Below are 16,885 nucleotides of genomic sequence, written 5' to 3' on the forward strand. Positions count from 1 at the left end.
CTAGACCCGCACCAGGCTGACCCCGCCGTCGACGGCGATGGTCTGGCCGACCACATAGTCGCCGGCCCGGCTGGCCAGGTAGATGGCCACGCCCGCCATGTCCTCGTCGCGGCCGATGCGCCGCGAGGGGATGCGCTTGGCGACCTCGTCGGCGTGGTCGCGGGCGTCGAGGTTCATGTCCGACTGGAAGGCGCCCGGCGCGATGGCGCTGACCACGATGTTGTCCTGGATCAGGCGAAGGGACATGCGCTTGGTCAGGTGGACCAGGCCGGCCTTGGAGGCGGCGTAGCTGTAGGTCTCCTGCGGGTTGACCGCCGTGCCGTCGATGGAGGCGATGTTGATCACCTTGGCCGGCTGGTCGGCCGTCGCGGCGGCGCGCAGGGCGCCGATCAGGGCCTGGGTGAGGAAGAAGGGGGTCTTGAGGTTGAGGTCGACGACCTTGTCCCAGCCCTTTTCCGGGAACTCGTCGAACGGGGCCAGCCAGGCGGCGCCGGCGTTGTTGACCAGGATGTCGAGCTTGGGCTCGAGCGCCGTGTAGGCCTTGGCCAGCTCGGCGACGCCCTCGGGCGTGGAGAGGTCGGCGGGCAGGGCCTTGCAGAACCCGCCCCCGGCCGACAGCTCGGCGGCGGTGTCGTGCGCCACGCCGGCCTTGCGGTTGGAGATGTAGACCCGGGCGCCCTGCGCAATGAAACCGGCGGCGATCATCTTGCCGATCCCGCGCGAGCCACCGGTGATCAGGGCCGTGCGGCCGGCGAGGGAGAAGAGGTCGGTCATGGGCGGGTTTCCTGGGTCTGTTTTCGCTACCCTAAGGATCGGCCGCCTTGCTGGCAAACATCCGGCGGCCTGCAGCCTCACGCGGCAGAAGGGGGCTTTCACCGAGCGGGGCGGGCCTGCTAGAGTCGTCGACGTAGCAGTGCTCGGCGCCGCGCTGGCGGTGTCCCTCGGGGGGATTTCACAGTGACTTTCAAGGACGCCGGTCCGGTGGGCCTGGGTGGGCTTGCGCCCGACTCCGACCTTTCCATCCAGTCCCCCTCCGCCGAACCGGCGCTTCGGGCCGGCAGGTCGGCCCTGCCGGTCGACGGCGGCAAGGCCGCCGCCGCGCCGCCCCCGCCACCCTCGCCCCCGCCGGTCACCCTGACCGGATCCGACAACGGCGAGATGCTGCACGGCGGCGCGGGCGCAGACGTCATCGATGCGCGCGGCGGCAACGACACGGTCTATGGCCACGAGGGCGATGACTACATCCTGGGCGGCGATGGCGACGATACGCTGAACGGCCAGAGCGGATCCGATGTCCTGGTGGGCGGGATCGGCAGTGACTCTCTCCAGGACAGCGAGGGCGGCAACGAAAGCCTGTTCGGCGGCGAGGGCGACGACTATCTGGGCGTCACCCGCGCTGTCGCGGGGCAGGGCGATGTCAGCACCGTCCTCGTCGACGGCGGGGCCGGGGCGGACAACATCCGGGTGTCCGAGGAATGGGTCGGCCGGGTCATCAATGGCAGCATCTGGGGCGGCTCGGGCGACGACGTCATCGACTTCTTCGGCGCTCAGGGTCACCTGGTCATCGACGCCGGCAGCGGCGACGACCGGCTGGACTTCACCGCCTTCCATGACACGGACATCACCCTGGGCGATGGCCGGGACACGCTGCGGTGGCTCAACCTCGGCGGAACCTCGATCGCCGGCGCCCTGCAGGTGCGGGATTTTCTGGTCGGGAATCTGGGCGATGTGCTGGATTTCGGCGACAACCTTTTCAGCCTCTTCACGGGCTGGAACGGCAACAATCCCTTCGGCACCGGCCATCTGCGGCTGCTGCAATCGGGGGCGGCGACCCTGCTGCAGATCGACGCCAACGGCGGCGCCGACAGCTGGACCACCCTTGTCCGCTTTGAGAACACCACCGCCTCGCTGTTCACGGCCGCCAATTTCCACGGCCTGTCGCCCGACGGCGCCCTGCCGCCCGGCGCCACCTTCGTCGGGACCGCCGGGGCGGACAATCTGACGGGCACGGACGGCATCGACCTGATGCAGGGGCTGGGGGGCGACGACACCCTGTTCGGCAGGGCCGGCGGCGATCGTCTGGAAGGCGGCGACGGCAACGACAACCTTTATGGCCAGGGCGGCGACAACCAGCTGTTCGGCGGGACGGGCGCCGACAATCTGAGCGGCCAGATCGGCGACGAGTTGCACGGCCAGGACGGCGACGACACCATCGGGGTCGTCGGCTATGCGGCGCTGGGCGGTGAGGCCCGGCTCTACGGCGAGGGTGGCGCCGACACGCTGAACGTCAGCTTCGTCCCCGGCGCCACGGGCCACGTCATCGCCGACGGCGGCGACGGCAATGACCTCTTCCAGCTCAACGGCGAGGGGGTCGCCCGGCTGATCGGCGGCGCCGGAGATGACACCTTCAGCCTTCGCGAGGTCGGGGCGGGAGTCACCCTGACCCTGGGCGCCGGGGTGGACACCGTCTCGCTCTACTACAGCCAGCTGCCGGGATTTCAGCTGACCATCACCGACTTCCAGACCGGCGCCGGCGGCGACCGGCTCAACATGCTGGACTATGTGACACCCCATTTCGTCAACTGGGACCGCAGCACCAACCCCTTCGCCGCCCACTTCCTGCGGATGATCGCCGACGGGACCAGCAGCCTTCTGCAGATCGATGGGGACCGCTCGGGTCACTGGACGACCCTGGCCACCTTCCAGAACACCGCGCCGCTGGCCTTCACGGCCGAAAACCTGGGCGGCTACGCCTCGGACGGCTCGGTTCCGGCCGGCGTGACTTTCACGGGCACGGCCGCGCGAGATGAGGTCAATACCGGCCCCGGGCCGGACGTGATCAACGGCCTGGGCGGCAACGACTGGCTGATCAGCTGGGGCGGCGACGATATCGTCAATGGCGGCGATGGCGACGACATACTGTTCACCTACTATGGCTCCGACATTGTCCATGGCGGGACGGGCAGCGACGCCGTCGGAGACGACAATGGACTGGCCGACCAGTTCTACGGCGACGATGGCGACGACTGGGTCCACGCCATGCGGAGCTGGTCCTATGATGCGGGCTCGAACCTTATTCTCGATGGCGGTGCGGGGGACGACCGGGTCGAGTACAGCGGCTACAACAACGACACCGTCCACCTCTATGGCGGGACCGGCAAGGACGCGATCCGCATCGTCTCGGCCCACGGTTTCGTCGACGCCGGCGAGGGCGACGACCTGGTCTTCACCGACCCGGCGGGAGTGATAGACCTGACCCTGGGGGCCGGGGCCGACCGGCTGATCCTGATGGACGGCTTCCACGGCTATCCGCTCGGCCTGATCACGGTGCATGACTTCACCGCCGGCGACATCCTGGACGTGACCCAGTTCGTGCAGGGGCGGGTCTATACGCCGTCCCCGTTCGGCGAGAATTTTCTGCGGCTGGGCCAGGCGGGCGGCGACACGCTGCTGCAGTTCAACGAGGACGGGCAGGGCGAGGACTGGACCACCCTGGTGCGGTTCGAGAACCTCGCCACCACGGCCCTGACCAACGCCAACATCGTCACCTATCCGCTGGGCGGCTTCTGGCTGGTGGGCGGGGCGGGTAACGAAACCCTCGCCGCGACCGCGACCTTCGGCAAGGTGGATGGCGGGGCCGGCAACGACGTCATCACCGGCACGGCCACGGCCAACGAACTGGCCGGCGGGGCCGGTGACGACACCATCTCCGGTGGCGATGGCGCCGACCGCCTGTTCGGCGGCCTGGGCAATGACAGCCTGGACGGCGGCCTGGGTTTCGACTGGCTCGACTATGCCGGGGCGAGCAGCGACGTCACCGTCAATCTGGCCCTCGCCGGGCCGCAGGCCACCGGCCAGGGCAACGACACCCTGAGCGGATTCGAGGCCGTGCGGGGCAGCGACTTCGCCGATCACCTGACCGGCGGGGCCGCCAATGAATCCTTCGACGGGTTCGGCGGCGATGACGTCATCGATGGCGGCGGCGGGTTCGACATGCTGGACTTCAGCACGGTGCTGAGGTTCGGCGTTGTGGTCGACCTCAGCAAGACCGGACCGCAAAACACCTTCTTCGGGATGGACACCTTTACCGGCATCGAAGGCGTGCGTGGCGGCCAGGAGGGCGACACCCTGATCGGCGACGGCGGGGATAACCTGCTGGAAGGCCTGGGCGGATCGGACCAGCTGAAGGGCGGCGACGGCGCCGACCGACTCGTCGGCGGCAACGACAACGACCAGCTTACCGGCGGGGCCGGCGCCGATGTCTTCGTCTTCAGCCAGGGCTGGGGCGACGACCTGATCTACGACTTCACCGTCGGCGTCGACAGGCTGGATGTCTCCGCGTTCGGAACCTACACCTCGATCGCCCAGACCATGTACGGCGCCCGGGTGACGTTCGCCGACGGCAGCTCGGTCACGCTCGGGGGCGTCCAGGCCAGCAGCCTGACGGCCGCCAGCTTCATCACCGGGCCGACGCCGCCGGCCAGCCCGCCGCCGCCGCCTGTGAGCCCGCCGCCGGCCTCACCCCCGCCGCCTCCCCCGCCGCTGCTGCCGCCCAGCCCGCCGCCGCCGCCTGCTCCGCCGCCCAGCCCGCCGCCGGCGCCGCCTCCGAGCCCGCCGCCTCCGCCGCCGCCCAGTCCTCCGCCGAGCCCGCCGCCGGTCTCGCCGCCGCCCAGTCCGCCGCCGGTGTCTCCGCCGCCTTCGCCCTATGACCACACCCTGGTCGGCACCGTGGCCGGCAACACCCTGAACGGTGACGGCGGCAGGGACCTAATCCAGGGCCTGGCCGGCAACGACACCCTCAACGGCCTGGGCGGCAATGACCGCCTCGAAGGCGGGGACGGCTCCGACAAGCTGCTCGGCGGCGATGGCGATGACGTCATCGTCGGCGGAGCCGGCACCGACACCCTGACCGGCGGCGCCGGGATCGACACCTTCGTCATTGGACTGGTCGATGGCGCCAACACCATCACCGACTTCACGGTCGGCCAGGACCTGATCGACGTGTCGGCCTTCGGCGGCTACGTCTCGGTCACGGCGCTGGCCGGCGGGGCCAAGGTGATGCTGTCCGACGGCTCCTATGTCACCCTGACCGGCGTCACCGCCGCCGGCCTGACCGGCGCCAGCTTCATCACCGGCGCCAGCCCGCCGCCCGCGCCGCCGCCGTCGCCGCCACCCGCGCCTCCGCCGTCGCCACCGCCGGCTCCGCCCCCGAGTCCGCCGCCGTCGCCACCACCGGCTCCCCCGCCGAGCCCGCCACCGCCGCCGTCTCCTCCACCTGCGCCGCCGCCGCCGCCGAGTCCGCCTCCGGTCTCGCCGCCGCCCGCGCCGCCGCCGAGCCCGCCGCCGCCTCCAACCTGGGATCACACCCTGGTCGGCACCACGGCCGGCAACACCCTGACCGGCGATGGCGGCAGGGACCTGATCCAGGGCCTGGCCGGCAACGACACCCTCAATGGCCTGGGCGGCAACGACCGGCTGGAAGGCGGGGTCGGGTCCGACAAGCTGCTGGGCGGGGACGGCGATGACGTCCTGGTCGGCGGAGCCGGCACTGACACCCTGACCGGCGGCGCGGGCGCCGATGTCTTCGTCGTCGGCTTGGCCGACGGGGCCAACACGGTCACCGACTTCGCGGTCGGTCAAGACAAGCTGGATGTGTCCGCTTTCGGCGGCTACGCCTCGATCGTACAGCAGGTCGCCGGCGCCAAGGTGCTGATGGCCGACGGCGGCTATGTGCTGCTGAGCGGCGTCACCGCGTCCAGCCTGACAGCGGCCAGCTTCATCACCGGCGCCAGTCCGCCGCCGGCGCCGCCGCCCAGTCCTCCGCCGGCGCCGCCTCCTTCGCCGCCGCCGGTGAGTCCGCCGCCTGCGCCGCCACCCAGTCCTCCGCCGGCTCCGCCACCTTCGCCGCCGCCGGTGAGTCCGCCGCCCGCGCCGCCGCCCAGCCCTCCGCCGAGCCCGCCGCCGTCACCCCCTCCGGCGCCGCCGCCGTCACCTCCGCCGAGCCCGCCTCCGCCTCCGCCGCCGAGCCCGCCGCCGTCTCCGCCCCCGCCGTCGGCGACCTGGGATCACACCCTCGTGGGCACGGCGGCCGGCAACACCCTGACCGGCGACGCCGGCCGGGACCTGATCCAGGGCCTGGACGGCAACGACACGCTCAATGGCCTGGGCGGCAACGACCGGCTGGAAGGCGGGGTCGGGTCCGACAAGCTGCTGGGCGGGGAAGGCGATGACGTCCTGGTCGGCGGGGTCGGCACCGACACCATGACCGGTGGGGCCGGGCACGACATCTTCGTGTTCAGCGCCGGCGACGGGGCCAACACCATCACCGACTTCGTGGTCGGCGAGGACAGGCTCGATGTCTCGGCCTTCGGGGGCTACGCCTCGATCGCCGCCACCGCCGGCGGGGCCAAGGTGATGCTGTCCGACGGCAGCTACGTGACCCTGGCCGGGGTCACCGCCCTCAGCCTGACCGCCGCCAGCTTCATCACCAGCCCGCCCGCCGCGCCGGTCTCCGCCTCGCTGCCCCTGGCCCAGCCCAAGAGCGTGGCGACGGCGGCGAGCGGCCAGGCCGAGGAGACGCTGGAGGCGCCGCAGAAACTGGCTCACGCCTGGGCCAGCCACGCGGACTGGGTCGGTCTGGAGAGCGGTCTGCTGGACGCGGTCTCCCATCACGGAGACTGGATCATCGGCTAATCGGGGGGGTGGGATCGCGACATCGCCGCGCCTTGCGGCGAGGTCGCGAAGCTCGTATTTTCGCCGCCCAGTAGTGTGCTTGAAGTGGTGTTCTTGGGGGGATAGCCGTGCCTTACGACATGGATGGACGGCCGGACGAGACTTCGACCGGTTTCGCGTCCATCGGCAGTGAGGGCGCGCGCGCCTATCGCGCCGACAGCTTCGGCCATTATCAGGTCTTCCCCCACGCCACGCGCGGCTTCCTCAACGCCGACCAGCGTGGGGGGGCGAGCGACAACGGCAAGCCCTCCAAGACGGTGGACCAGGCCGCCGCCCAGCTGACCCGGGACGGCTACAGCTGGAACGCGCCGGGCGTGCTGGGGACCGCGGTGACGGTGACCTTCGCCTTCCGCGACACCGTCGCGTTCGGGGCCATGCCGGACGACACGGCCGGCTTCTCCCACTTCACGACCACTCAGATCAACGCCACCCTGCTGGCGCTGGCCGCCTGGTCGGACGTTGCCAACATCATCTTCGTGCGGGTCGGCAGCGGCACGAGCGGCGCGGCCGCCTATTCGAACAACGCCCAGATCCTGTTCGGCAACTATGCCAGCGGCGCGGCGGGGGCGGCGGCCTTCACCTATCTGCCGGACAACACCTTCGGCGCGCCGACGGACGCGGAATCCGGCGACCTGTGGGTCAACATCTCGCAGGCCGCCAACCAGAACCCCAGCATCGGCGGCTACGGCGCCCTGACCCTGGTGCACGAGATCGGCCACGCCATCGGCCTGGACCATCCCAGCGACTACGACGCGGGCGTGAACGACGACCTCACCTATGCCGCCAATGCCTCCTACTACGAGGACAGCCAGCAGTATTCGGTGATGAGCTACTTCTTCGAGTACGAGACCGGGGGGGATTTCGGACCGCTGTATCCGGCCACCACCATGCTGGACGACATCGCCGCGGCCCAGCGGCTGTACGGCGCCAACATGGCCACCCGGACCGGCGATACGGTCTATGGCTTCAATTCGAACGCCGACCGGGCGTGGTTCCAGGCGCTGAGCGAGGCCAGCAAGCTGATCTTCGCGGTCTGGGACGCCGGCGGCAACGACACCTTCGACTTCTCGGGGTACAGCCAGGGCGCCACCATCAATCTCAGCCAGGGCGCCTTCTCCAGCGTCGGCGGGCTGACCGGCAACGTCGCCATTGCCATGGGTGTGGTGATCGAGAACGCCATCGGCGGCTCGGGCAGCGACTGGATCACCGGCAACGCTGCGGCCAATCGGCTGTTCGGCGGCTTCAATGGCGACCACCTGTCGGGCGGGGATGGCGACGACCGCCTGGATGGCGGCCAGAGTGACGACTTCCTGACCGGCGGGGCCGGCGCCGACACCTTCGTGGTCGCGCCGGGCACTGGCTCGGACACCGTCACCGACTTCCAGGTCGGAACCGATTTCATCGATCTGACCGCCTATGGCGCCTACCAGACCATTACCCAGGTCAACGGCGACGCGGTGATCACCTTTGCCGACGGGGCAAAGCTGACCCTAGAGGGCATCCAGCCCACCGCTGTGACCAATGCCAGCTTCATCGGCCTGGGCCCCGACTCTCACGATGTGATGGGCACGGCGGCCAGCGAAACCCTGAACGGGACCAGCGCCGCCGACCATATCTACGGCCTGGACGGCGACGACACCCTGAACGGCCTGGTGGGCGACGACCTGCTGGACGGCGGAACAGGAAACGACTCCCTTTACGGCGGCGCGGGCGCGGACGATCTGCGCGGCGGCGACGGCGCCGACCTGCTGGATGGCGGCGCCGATGATGGCGCCGCGACCGACGTGATGCGGGGCGGCCTGGGCGACGACACCTACGTCGTGGGCATGAACGACACCGTCATCGAGGCGGCGGGCGCCGGCACGGATACGATCCGCACGGCCCTCGACTATGACCTGGGCGCCAATGTCGAAAATCTCGTCGGCACGGGCGCGAGCGCTCAGCGCCTCATCGGCAACGTCCTCAACAACGTGATCACCGCGGGCAACGGAGGGAGCTGGGTCTCCGGCTCAGGCGGCGACGATACCCTGAACGGCGGGGCCGGAGTGGACGGGCTGTTCGGCGATGCGGGTAACGATGTCCTGAACGGCGCCGGCGGCAACGACAGCCTCCACGGCGATGTCGGCGCCGATGTCCTGCACGGTGGAGCCGACAACGACAGCGTCGATGGCGAAGCGGGGGATGACCAGGTCTTCGGCGACGCGGGCAACGACACCCTGCTGGGCCAGGACGGAATTGACCGCCTGACCGGAGGCGCCGGCGACGATACCATGACCGGCGGCGATGGGGCCGACGTCTTCGTGGCTGACAACCTGGCCGGCAACACCGACGTCATCAGCGATTTCGCTGTCGGGGTCGACCATATCGACGTTACCGGCATCGGCAGCTACAGCGCCATCACGCAGGATGGCGCCGATACGGTGGTCAGCTTCGCCAGCGGCGCGATCCTGCGGCTGAGCCACTTGACCGCCAGCACTCTGACGGCCGCCAGTTTCATAGGCCTGACCGCTTCGCCGCCCCCGCCACCCGCGCCGCCGCCGAGCCCTCCGCCAGCGCCGCCGCCGAGCCCGCCGCCGGCGCCGCCGCCCAGCCCTCCGCCGTCACCACCTCCGGCGCCGCCTCCCAGTCCGCCGCCTCCCAGTCCGCCGCCTCCCAGTCCGCCGCCTCCCAGTCCGCCGCCGAGCCCGCCGCCGGTGAGCCCGCCGCCGTCCCCGACCTGGGATCACACCCTGGTCGGCACTGCCGCCGGTAACACCCTGACCGGCGATGCCGGCCGCGACCTGATCCAGGGCCTGGACGGCAATGACACGCTCAATGGTATGGGCGGCAATGACCGCCTCGAGGGCGGGGTCGGGTCCGACAAGCTGCTGGGCGGGGATGGCGATGACGTCATCGTCGGCGGGGCCGGCACCGACACCCTGACCGGTGGCGCCGGAGCCGACACCTTCGTCGTCGGTCTTCTGGATGGCGCCAACACCATCACCGACTTCACGGTCGGCCAGGACCTGATCGACGTGTCGGCCTTCGGCGGCTACGTCTCGGTCACGGCGCTGGCCGGCGGGGCCAAGGTGATGCTGTCCGACGGCTCCTATGTCACTCTGACCGGCGTCACCGCCGCCAGCCTGACCGGCGCCAGCTTCATCACCGGCGCCAGCCCGCCGCTCGCGCCGCCGCCGTCGCCGCCACCCGCGCCTCCGCCGAGCCCGCCGCCCGCGCCACCGCCGGCTCCGCCCCCGAGTCCGCCGCCGTCGCCACCACCGGCTCCCCCGCCGAGCCCGCCACCGCCGCCGTCTCCTCCACCTGCGCCGCCGCCGCCGCCGAGTCCGCCTCCGGTCTCGCCGCCGCCCGCGCCGCCGCCGAGCCCGCCGCCGCCTCCGACCTGGGATCACACCCTGGTCGGCACGACGGCCGGCAACACCCTGACCGGTGATGCAGGCAGGGACCTGATCCAGGGCCTGGCCGGCAATGACACCCTGTCGGGCCTGGGCGGCAACGACCGCCTCGAAGGCGGCGATGGCTCCGACAAGCTGCTCGGCGGCGATGGCGACGACATTCTCGTCGGCGGGGCCGGCACCGACACCCTGACCGGCGGCGCGGGCGCTGACGTCTTCGTCGTCGGTCTGGTCGACGGCGCCAACACCGTCACCGATTTTGCGGTCGGTGAAGACAGGATCGATGTCTCGGCCTTCGGCGGCTATGCCTCGATCGTGCAGCAGGCCGGCGCGGCCAAGGTGCTGATGGCTGACGGCAGCTACATCACCCTGACCGGCGTCACCGCCTCGACCCTGACCGCGGCCAGCTTCATCACCGGCGCCAGCCCGCCGCCGGCGCCGCCGCCGAGCCCTCCGCCGGCGCCGCCTCCTTCGCCACCGCCCAGCCCGCCCCCCTCGCCGCCGCCGAGCCCGCCGCCTTCTCCCCCGCCGGCTCCGCCACCGAGTCCTCCGCCTTCACCCCCTCCGGCGCCGCCGCCAAGCCCGCCGCCGGCTCCGCCCCCGCCGCCGCCGCCGGCGGCCTGGGATCACACCCTCGTGGGCACGGCCGCCGGCAACACCCTGACCGGCGACGCGGGCCGGGACCTGATCCAGGGCCTGGACGGCAACGACACGCTCAACGGCCTGGGCGGCAACGACCGGCTCGAGGGCGGGGTCGGGTCCGACAAGCTGCTGGGCGGGGACGGCAATGACGTTCTGGTCGGCGGGGTCGGCACCGACACCCTGAGCGGGGGCGCCGGACACGACATCTTCGTGTTCAGCGCGGGCGATGGGGCCAACACCATCACCGACTTCATGGTCGGCGAAGACAAGCTCGATGTCTCGGCCTTCGGCGGCTACGTCTCGATCACGTCGCTGGCCGGCGGGGCCAAGGTGATGCTGTCGGACGGCTCATACGTCACCCTGACCGGGGTCACCGCCTTCAGCCTGACCGCCGCCAACTTCATCACCAGCCCACCGGCCGCCCCGCTGGCCGCGCCTCTGGCGGTCGACAAGGCCCAGGCCGGCGCGGCGCTGTTCGACGGCGCCGACACCGCGCCGGAGAAACTGCCGCACGCCTGGGCCCCCGGGGTCACCTGGATGGGCAGCGACCCGGTCCTGCTCGAGCAGATCTCCCACCACGGCGACTGGATCATTTCATGATCTGTGGTTGCCGTGGGGGCCGCTTCCGCGTTAGCCAGACGCGGAATGCGGCCGAAGGAGGCTGAGCGTGAGCGACACCAAACCGGGCGATGCGAAGCCCGCCGATCGGGGCCAGGCCGGCGAGGCCCAGACCCTGATCGCCTATGCCATCGACAACACGGCCCTGAACATCCGGCCGGCCCCGCATGAGCGGCCGTGGATGGACGCCACCCACGAGCGCTACGCCTATCGCTGCCTGCCGCTGAACATCGCCAACGCCCACGGCTGGGAGGTGCTCTGCCCCAGCGGCTTCGCGGTCGGCTGGACCGGCGCCCCCGGGTTGGAGGCCGTGGTCATCCAGGCCGATCCGGGGACGACCGCGCCGGCCGTCAGCCATTTCGGCCACGGCATCGTCACCTTCCACATCAACGCCCTGATGCGCACCTCGCCAGGCTACGACATCTGGTGCGGCGGGCCGATCAACCGGCCCAAGGACGGGGTCTATCCGCTGACCGGGGTGATCGAGACCGACTGGGCGCCCTTCACCTTCACGATGAATTGGATCTTCACCCGGCCGGGCATCCTGACCCGCTTCGAGAAGGACGAGCCCTTCTGCCACCTCTTCCCGGTCGAGCGCGGCATGCTGGAGCGCATCCAGCCCCGCCGTATTCCGCTCGAGGCCAATCCGGGCCTGAAGACCCAGTACGAAGCCTGGTCCGCCAGCCGCAACGGCTTTAACGCCGAGCTCAAACAGGCCGGCTCCAAGGCCCAGGCCGACGGCTGGCAGAAGAACTACTACCGCGGCCAGGGCGTCGAGGGTCAGGCCGAGGGCCCCGCCGACCACCGCACGCGGGTGCGGCTGAAGCCCTTCCGGGAGTTCTAGGCCTTATCGGCCAGGAAGCCGCGGATCAGGGCGTTATAGGCGTCCGGCTGTTCCAGCATGTAGAGGTGGCTGACGCCCTTCATCACCTCCAGGCGCGATCCCTTGATGCCCTCGTTCAGGGTCTGCTGGCAGTCCAGCGACACCTCGTCGAACTCCCCGGTGGTGATCAGAGTGGGGCAGTCGATCCTGCCCAGTTGCGCCGTGCGGTCCCAGTCCCTGATCGTGCCGGTGATGGTGAACTCGTTGGGCCCGTTCATCACCGGATAGACCGGCGTGGAGCTGAGGTTCTTTAGGGTGGCCTGGAAGAACGGGTTGTTCGGGTCGCCGCGATAGACGTGCAGGGCATAGAACTGCTGGACCAGGTCCTGGTATTCCTGGCTCTGCATCTGGCCGGCCTTTTCCAGCGCGTGGATGCGGGCCCCGGCCCCGTTCGGCGTCTGGTCGACCAGCTTGAGGATGCCGCGTGACGCCTGGGGCGTGCTGGCCGAACCCGAGGCCAGGATCAGGGCCTCGACGCCCTTGGGCGCGCGGTCGGTCATGTAGTCCACCGCCAGGAAACCGCCCCAGCTGTGGCCCAGGATACAGACCAGGTCGAGTTTCAGCGCCGCGCGCAGGGCGTCGATCTCCTCGGCGAAGCGGTCGATGGTCCACAGGCTGTTGTCGGCCGGCTTCTCGGAGCGGCCGCAGCCCAGCTGGTCGTAGAAGATCACCGGCCGCTGGTCGGCCAGGGCGGCGAGGGGCTCCAGATAGTCGTGCCCGGCCCCGGGTCCACCATGCAGGGTGAGGAGCGGGGCTTTGTCACCCTCGCCGACCTTGCGCCACCAGACCTTGCCGCCGGGGACCTGGGCCATGCCTTCGGCGACGGTCGGTTTTGCCGGCGGCTTGGCGGCGGGCGCGCAGGCGGTCAATGCAAGAGCGCCCGAAGCGGCCAGCAGGCCGCGGCGGTTCAGATGGGTCATGGTGGCCTCCCCAGAAGCGTTTCGCGGAGTTACGCAGCAGAGGCGCGGTTGGATCAAGTCGGCTGCTGACACACCCGGGCGGCGCCGGCCGGACGATTGCCCTATATTGGCGGGGTGACCGACCTAACCGAATCTCCCCCCCTGTCAGGCGCGGCCCTGATCAAGGACTACTGCCGCCGCCTGCCCGACGCGCCGGGCGTCTACCGCATGATCGATGCGGCGGGCGAGGTGCTCTATGTCGGCAAGGCCCGCTCGCTCAAGAAGCGGGTCATCCAGTACGCCCAGGGCCGGTTCCACACCAACCGCATCGCCCACATGGTCGACCAGACCCGGGCCATGGAGTTCGTCTCGACCCGCACCGAGACAGACGCCCTGCTCCTCGAGATCAACCTGATCAAGCAGCTGAAGCCGCGCTTCAACGTGCTGCTGCGCGACGACAAGAGCTTCCCCGAGATCGTCATTCGCCGCGAACACCCGGCCGCCCAGCTGCGCAAGCATCGCGGCGCCCACTCGATCAAGGGCGACTATTTCGGCCCCTTCGCCAGCGCCGGGGCCGTCAACCGCACGCTCAACACCCTGCAGAAGGCCTTCCTGCTGCGATCGTGCAGCGACAGCGTCTACGAGAGTCGCACCCGGCCCTGCATGCTGCACCAGATCCGCCGCTGCAGCGCCCCCTGCACCGGGTTGATCGGGCTGGAGGACTATGCCGCCCTCGTCGAGCAGGCCGAGCTCTTCCTGCGCGGCAAGAGCCGGGCGGTGACGGCCAAGATGGCTGAGGAGATGCAGGCCGCCTCCGACGAGATGGAGTTCGAGCGCGCCGCCCGTCTGCGCGACCGCATCCGGGCCCTGGCCAGCGTCGCCCAGGAGACCGGGGTCAATCCCGAGACGGTGGACGAGGCCGACGTCATCGCCCTGCACAGCGAGGGCGGCCAGGCCTGTATCCAGGTGTTCTTCTTCCGGGCCGGCCAGAACTGGGGCAACCGCGCCTACTTCCCCCGGGTCGACAAGAGCGACACCGACGAGGATATCATGGCCGCCTTCCTCGGTCAGTTCTACGAGGACAAACCCATCCCCCGGCTGATCCTGGTCAGCCTGGAGCCCAGCGAGCGCGAGCTGCTGGCCGAGGCCTTCACCATCAAGTCGAACCGCAAGGTCGAGATCAGTCGGCCGCAGCGGGGCGAGAAGCGCGACCTGGTCGCCCAGGCCCTGACCAACGCCAGAGAGGCCCTGGGCCGCAAGATGGCCGAGGGCTCGGCCCAGACCAAGCTGCTCAATGGGGTGGCCGAGGCGTTCGGCATGGACGCGCCGCCCGAGCGGATCGAGGTCTATGACAACAGCCACATCATGGGGACCAACGCGGTCGGCGGCATGGTGGTGGCCGGGCCCGAGGGCTTCCAGAAGAACCAGTACCGCAAGTTCAACATCAAGAGCACCGAACTGACCCCCGGCGACGACTACGGCATGATGCGGGAGGTGCTGCGCCGTCGTTTCGCCCGCATGGTCAAGGAGGAGGAGACCGGCGAGGCCGTCTCCTCGCCGCGCCCGGACCTGGTGCTGATCGACGGCGGGGCCGGCCAGTTGGCGGCGGCCAGCGAGATCATGGCCGACCTGGGCGTCGACGACATCGCCGTGGTCGGGGTGGCCAAGGGCCCCGACCGCGACGCGGGCCTGGAGCGGTTCTTCATCGAGGGGCGCGAACCCTTCATGCTCGAGCCCAAGTCGCCGGTGCTCTACTATCTGCAGCGACTGCGCGACGAGGCCCACCGCTTCGCCATCGGCTCGCACCGCACCCGCCGGGCCATCGACATGAAGAAGAATCCGCTCGACGAGATCGAGGGGGTGGGTCCGGGCCGCAAGAAGGCGCTGCTGCATGCGTTCGGTTCGGCCAAGGGCGTCTCCAGAGCCGCCGTCGCCGACCTGGAGAAGGTCGAGGGGGTCAGCGGGCCGCTGGCGCAACGCATCCATGACTTCTTCCGCCGATGAGGTATTTAGGGGGCATGAAAATGCTCCCCAACATCGTCACCGGCCTGCGGCTGGCCCTGACCCTGGTGGTCTTCCTGGCCCTGACCACCCTGGCCTTCGGGCCGCTGGCCGACCTGGCGACCAAGGCCGGCTGGACTCCGATCGTGGTGGCCCAGTTCCTGTATTTCCTGGCCTTCTTCGGCTTCGTGATCGCGGCCCTGACCGATTTCGTCGACGGCTGGCTGGCCCGCAAACTGGACGCGGTCAGCACGTTGGGGGCCATCCTCGACCCCATCGCCGACAAGGTGCTGGTGGCCGGCATGGTCATCGCCATGGCCCTGGTTCACTCCTGGACCGCCGCTGTGGCGGGGGGGCTGATGCTGTTTAGGGAATTCGCGGTCAGCGCCCTGCGCGAGACCCTGGCCCCGCGCGGCATCAAGCTGCCGGTGACCCTGCTGGCCAAGTGGAAGACCACGCTGCAGCTCTTCGCCCTGGGCTTCCACCTGTTCATCTTCGGCTGGAGCCTGTGGAAGCTGCCGGAAGAGGGCCCGCTCGCCGATCAGGCCCAGCTGCTGTCGCAGGGCCTGCTCTGGCTGGCCGCCGCCGTCACCGTCTGGACGGGGGTGGAGTACGCGCTGCAGGCTCGCAAGGCGCTGGCGGAGTCGCCGGCGGCCTGACTTCTGGGTTCGCGAGGGACCGTTCGCTCCGCATCAACACGACCAGCGGGCGGGGACCTAGGCCTCTGACCACCATGCGAGTCTCCCATCGCGTTTCGCAAATGAGAATGATTTGCAATTCTGGCGATGGCAAGGCGCAAGCGAGGCCCTGGCCGGTCTAGGACATCGGATTGGCCGCCGGCGGCGGGTCGCCCGGCAGCGGGATAAACTCGTCGTGGTCGAGGTCGGGCAGCTTCATGCGGCCGGCCCGCCAGTCGGCCTTGGCCTGCTCGATCCGCTCCTTGGAGGAGGAGACGAAGTTCCACTCAATGAAGCGCGGTCCGATCGGCTCGCCGCCCAGCAGCATGACGATGGACGGTTCGATGGCGGTGAACAGCACCGGCTGGCCCGGCGCGAAGACCAGCATCTGGCCGGTCTGGAAGGTCCGCCCGTCCACCTCGACCGAGCCCTGGGCGACATAGGCCGCCCGCTCGGGATACTCGGCGGGCAGCTCGGCCTTGGCCCCGGCGTCCAGCCGCCAGTGGACATAGAACATCGGCGAGTGGGTCTTGACCTTGGCCTCCACCCCGAAGGCCTTGCCGGCCACCAGCCGCGCCCACATCCCGCCGCCCTCATAGGTCGGCAGGTCCATCTCGCCGTGGTGGAAGAAGGCGGGGTCGGTTTCCTCCAGCGCCTCGGGCAGGGCGACCCAGGCCTGGATGCCGTGCAGGGTGTCGCCTTGGGCCCGGGCCTTCTCGAAGCGCTCTGAATGGGTGATGCCGCGGCCGGCGATCATCCAGTTGACCTCGCCCGGCCGGATGGCCTGTTCGCTGGCCAGGCTGTCGCGGTGCATGATCTCGCCGTCGAACAGATAGGTGACGGTCGAGAGACCGATGTGGGGATGGGGCCGCACATCGACGCTGCGCGGCAGGCCGGCCGCCATCGTGGCGGGGCCCATATGGTCGAAGAAGATGAAGGGGCCGACCGTGCGGTGGCCGGCGAAGGGCAGCACCCGCCCGACCTCGAATCCACCCAGGTCCTTGCGGCGTTGGTCGATGACCAGTTCGATCATGGTGCGCT

8 protein-coding genes are annotated in these 16,885 nt (G+C 70.2%); 5 read left to right on the forward strand and 3 right to left on the reverse strand.

Annotated features, from left to right (window positions below):
• On the reverse strand, nucleotides 1-774 hold the full coding sequence (locus tag QO010_RS05975) for an SDR family oxidoreductase (protein WP_307347334.1): 774 nt from the start codon (nucleotides 772-774) through the stop codon (nucleotides 1-3).
• Between the two features lie 183 nt (nucleotides 775-957).
• On the opposite strand from QO010_RS05975, the gene QO010_RS05980 reads away from it, so the two are divergent.
• The 3 genes from QO010_RS05980 (at nucleotide 958) to QO010_RS05990 (ending at nucleotide 12,228) form a co-directional block, all read left to right on the forward strand.
• Entirely contained in the window at nucleotides 958-6,693 is a 5,736-nt protein-coding gene (locus tag QO010_RS05980; RefSeq protein ID WP_307347337.1) for a M10 family metallopeptidase C-terminal domain-containing protein, read from the forward strand.
• 107 nt (nucleotides 6,694-6,800) lie between these two features.
• Nucleotides 6,801-11,366, forward strand: coding sequence for a M10 family metallopeptidase C-terminal domain-containing protein (locus QO010_RS05985; RefSeq protein ID WP_307347340.1), 4,566 nt, complete (start codon nucleotides 6,801-6,803; stop codon nucleotides 11,364-11,366).
• Between the two features lie 67 nt (nucleotides 11,367-11,433).
• Entirely contained in the window at nucleotides 11,434-12,228 is a 795-nt protein-coding gene (locus tag QO010_RS05990) for a DUF6065 family protein (protein ID WP_307347343.1), read from the forward strand.
• Here QO010_RS05990 and QO010_RS05995 read toward each other — a convergent pair.
• Nucleotides 12,225-13,187 carry a proline iminopeptidase-family hydrolase gene (locus QO010_RS05995; protein ID WP_307347345.1) on the reverse strand — a complete coding sequence of 321 codons (963 nt, stop codon included), beginning with the start codon at nucleotides 13,185-13,187 and terminating at the stop codon, nucleotides 12,225-12,227. The genes QO010_RS05990 and QO010_RS05995 overlap by 4 nt on opposite strands.
• A gap of 96 nt (nucleotides 13,188-13,283) precedes the next feature.
• Between QO010_RS05995 and uvrC the strand changes: the two genes are divergently transcribed.
• Together uvrC and pgsA are read left to right on the forward strand one after the other, a co-directional pair.
• Nucleotides 13,284-15,170 carry an excinuclease ABC subunit UvrC gene (gene uvrC, locus QO010_RS06000; protein WP_370873724.1) on the forward strand — a complete coding sequence of 629 codons (1,887 nt, stop codon included), beginning with the start codon at nucleotides 13,284-13,286 and terminating at the stop codon, nucleotides 15,168-15,170.
• Nucleotides 15,171-15,184: 14 nt separating this feature from the next.
• Nucleotides 15,185-15,826, forward strand: coding sequence for a CDP-diacylglycerol--glycerol-3-phosphate 3-phosphatidyltransferase (gene pgsA / locus QO010_RS06005; RefSeq protein WP_307347351.1), 642 nt, complete (start codon nucleotides 15,185-15,187; stop codon nucleotides 15,824-15,826).
• Nucleotides 15,827-15,983: 157 nt separating this feature from the next.
• Here pgsA and QO010_RS06010 read toward each other — a convergent pair whose 3' ends face one another.
• Complete coding sequence (locus QO010_RS06010) at nucleotides 15,984-16,877, reverse strand: pirin family protein (protein ID WP_307347353.1); 894 nt, start codon at nucleotides 16,875-16,877, stop codon at nucleotides 15,984-15,986.
• Nucleotides 16,878-16,885 lie beyond the last annotated feature (8 nt).

It is taken from the genome of Caulobacter ginsengisoli (genome assembly GCF_030814835.1).
Lineage (GTDB): Bacteria > Pseudomonadota > Alphaproteobacteria > Caulobacterales > Caulobacteraceae > Caulobacter > Caulobacter ginsengisoli.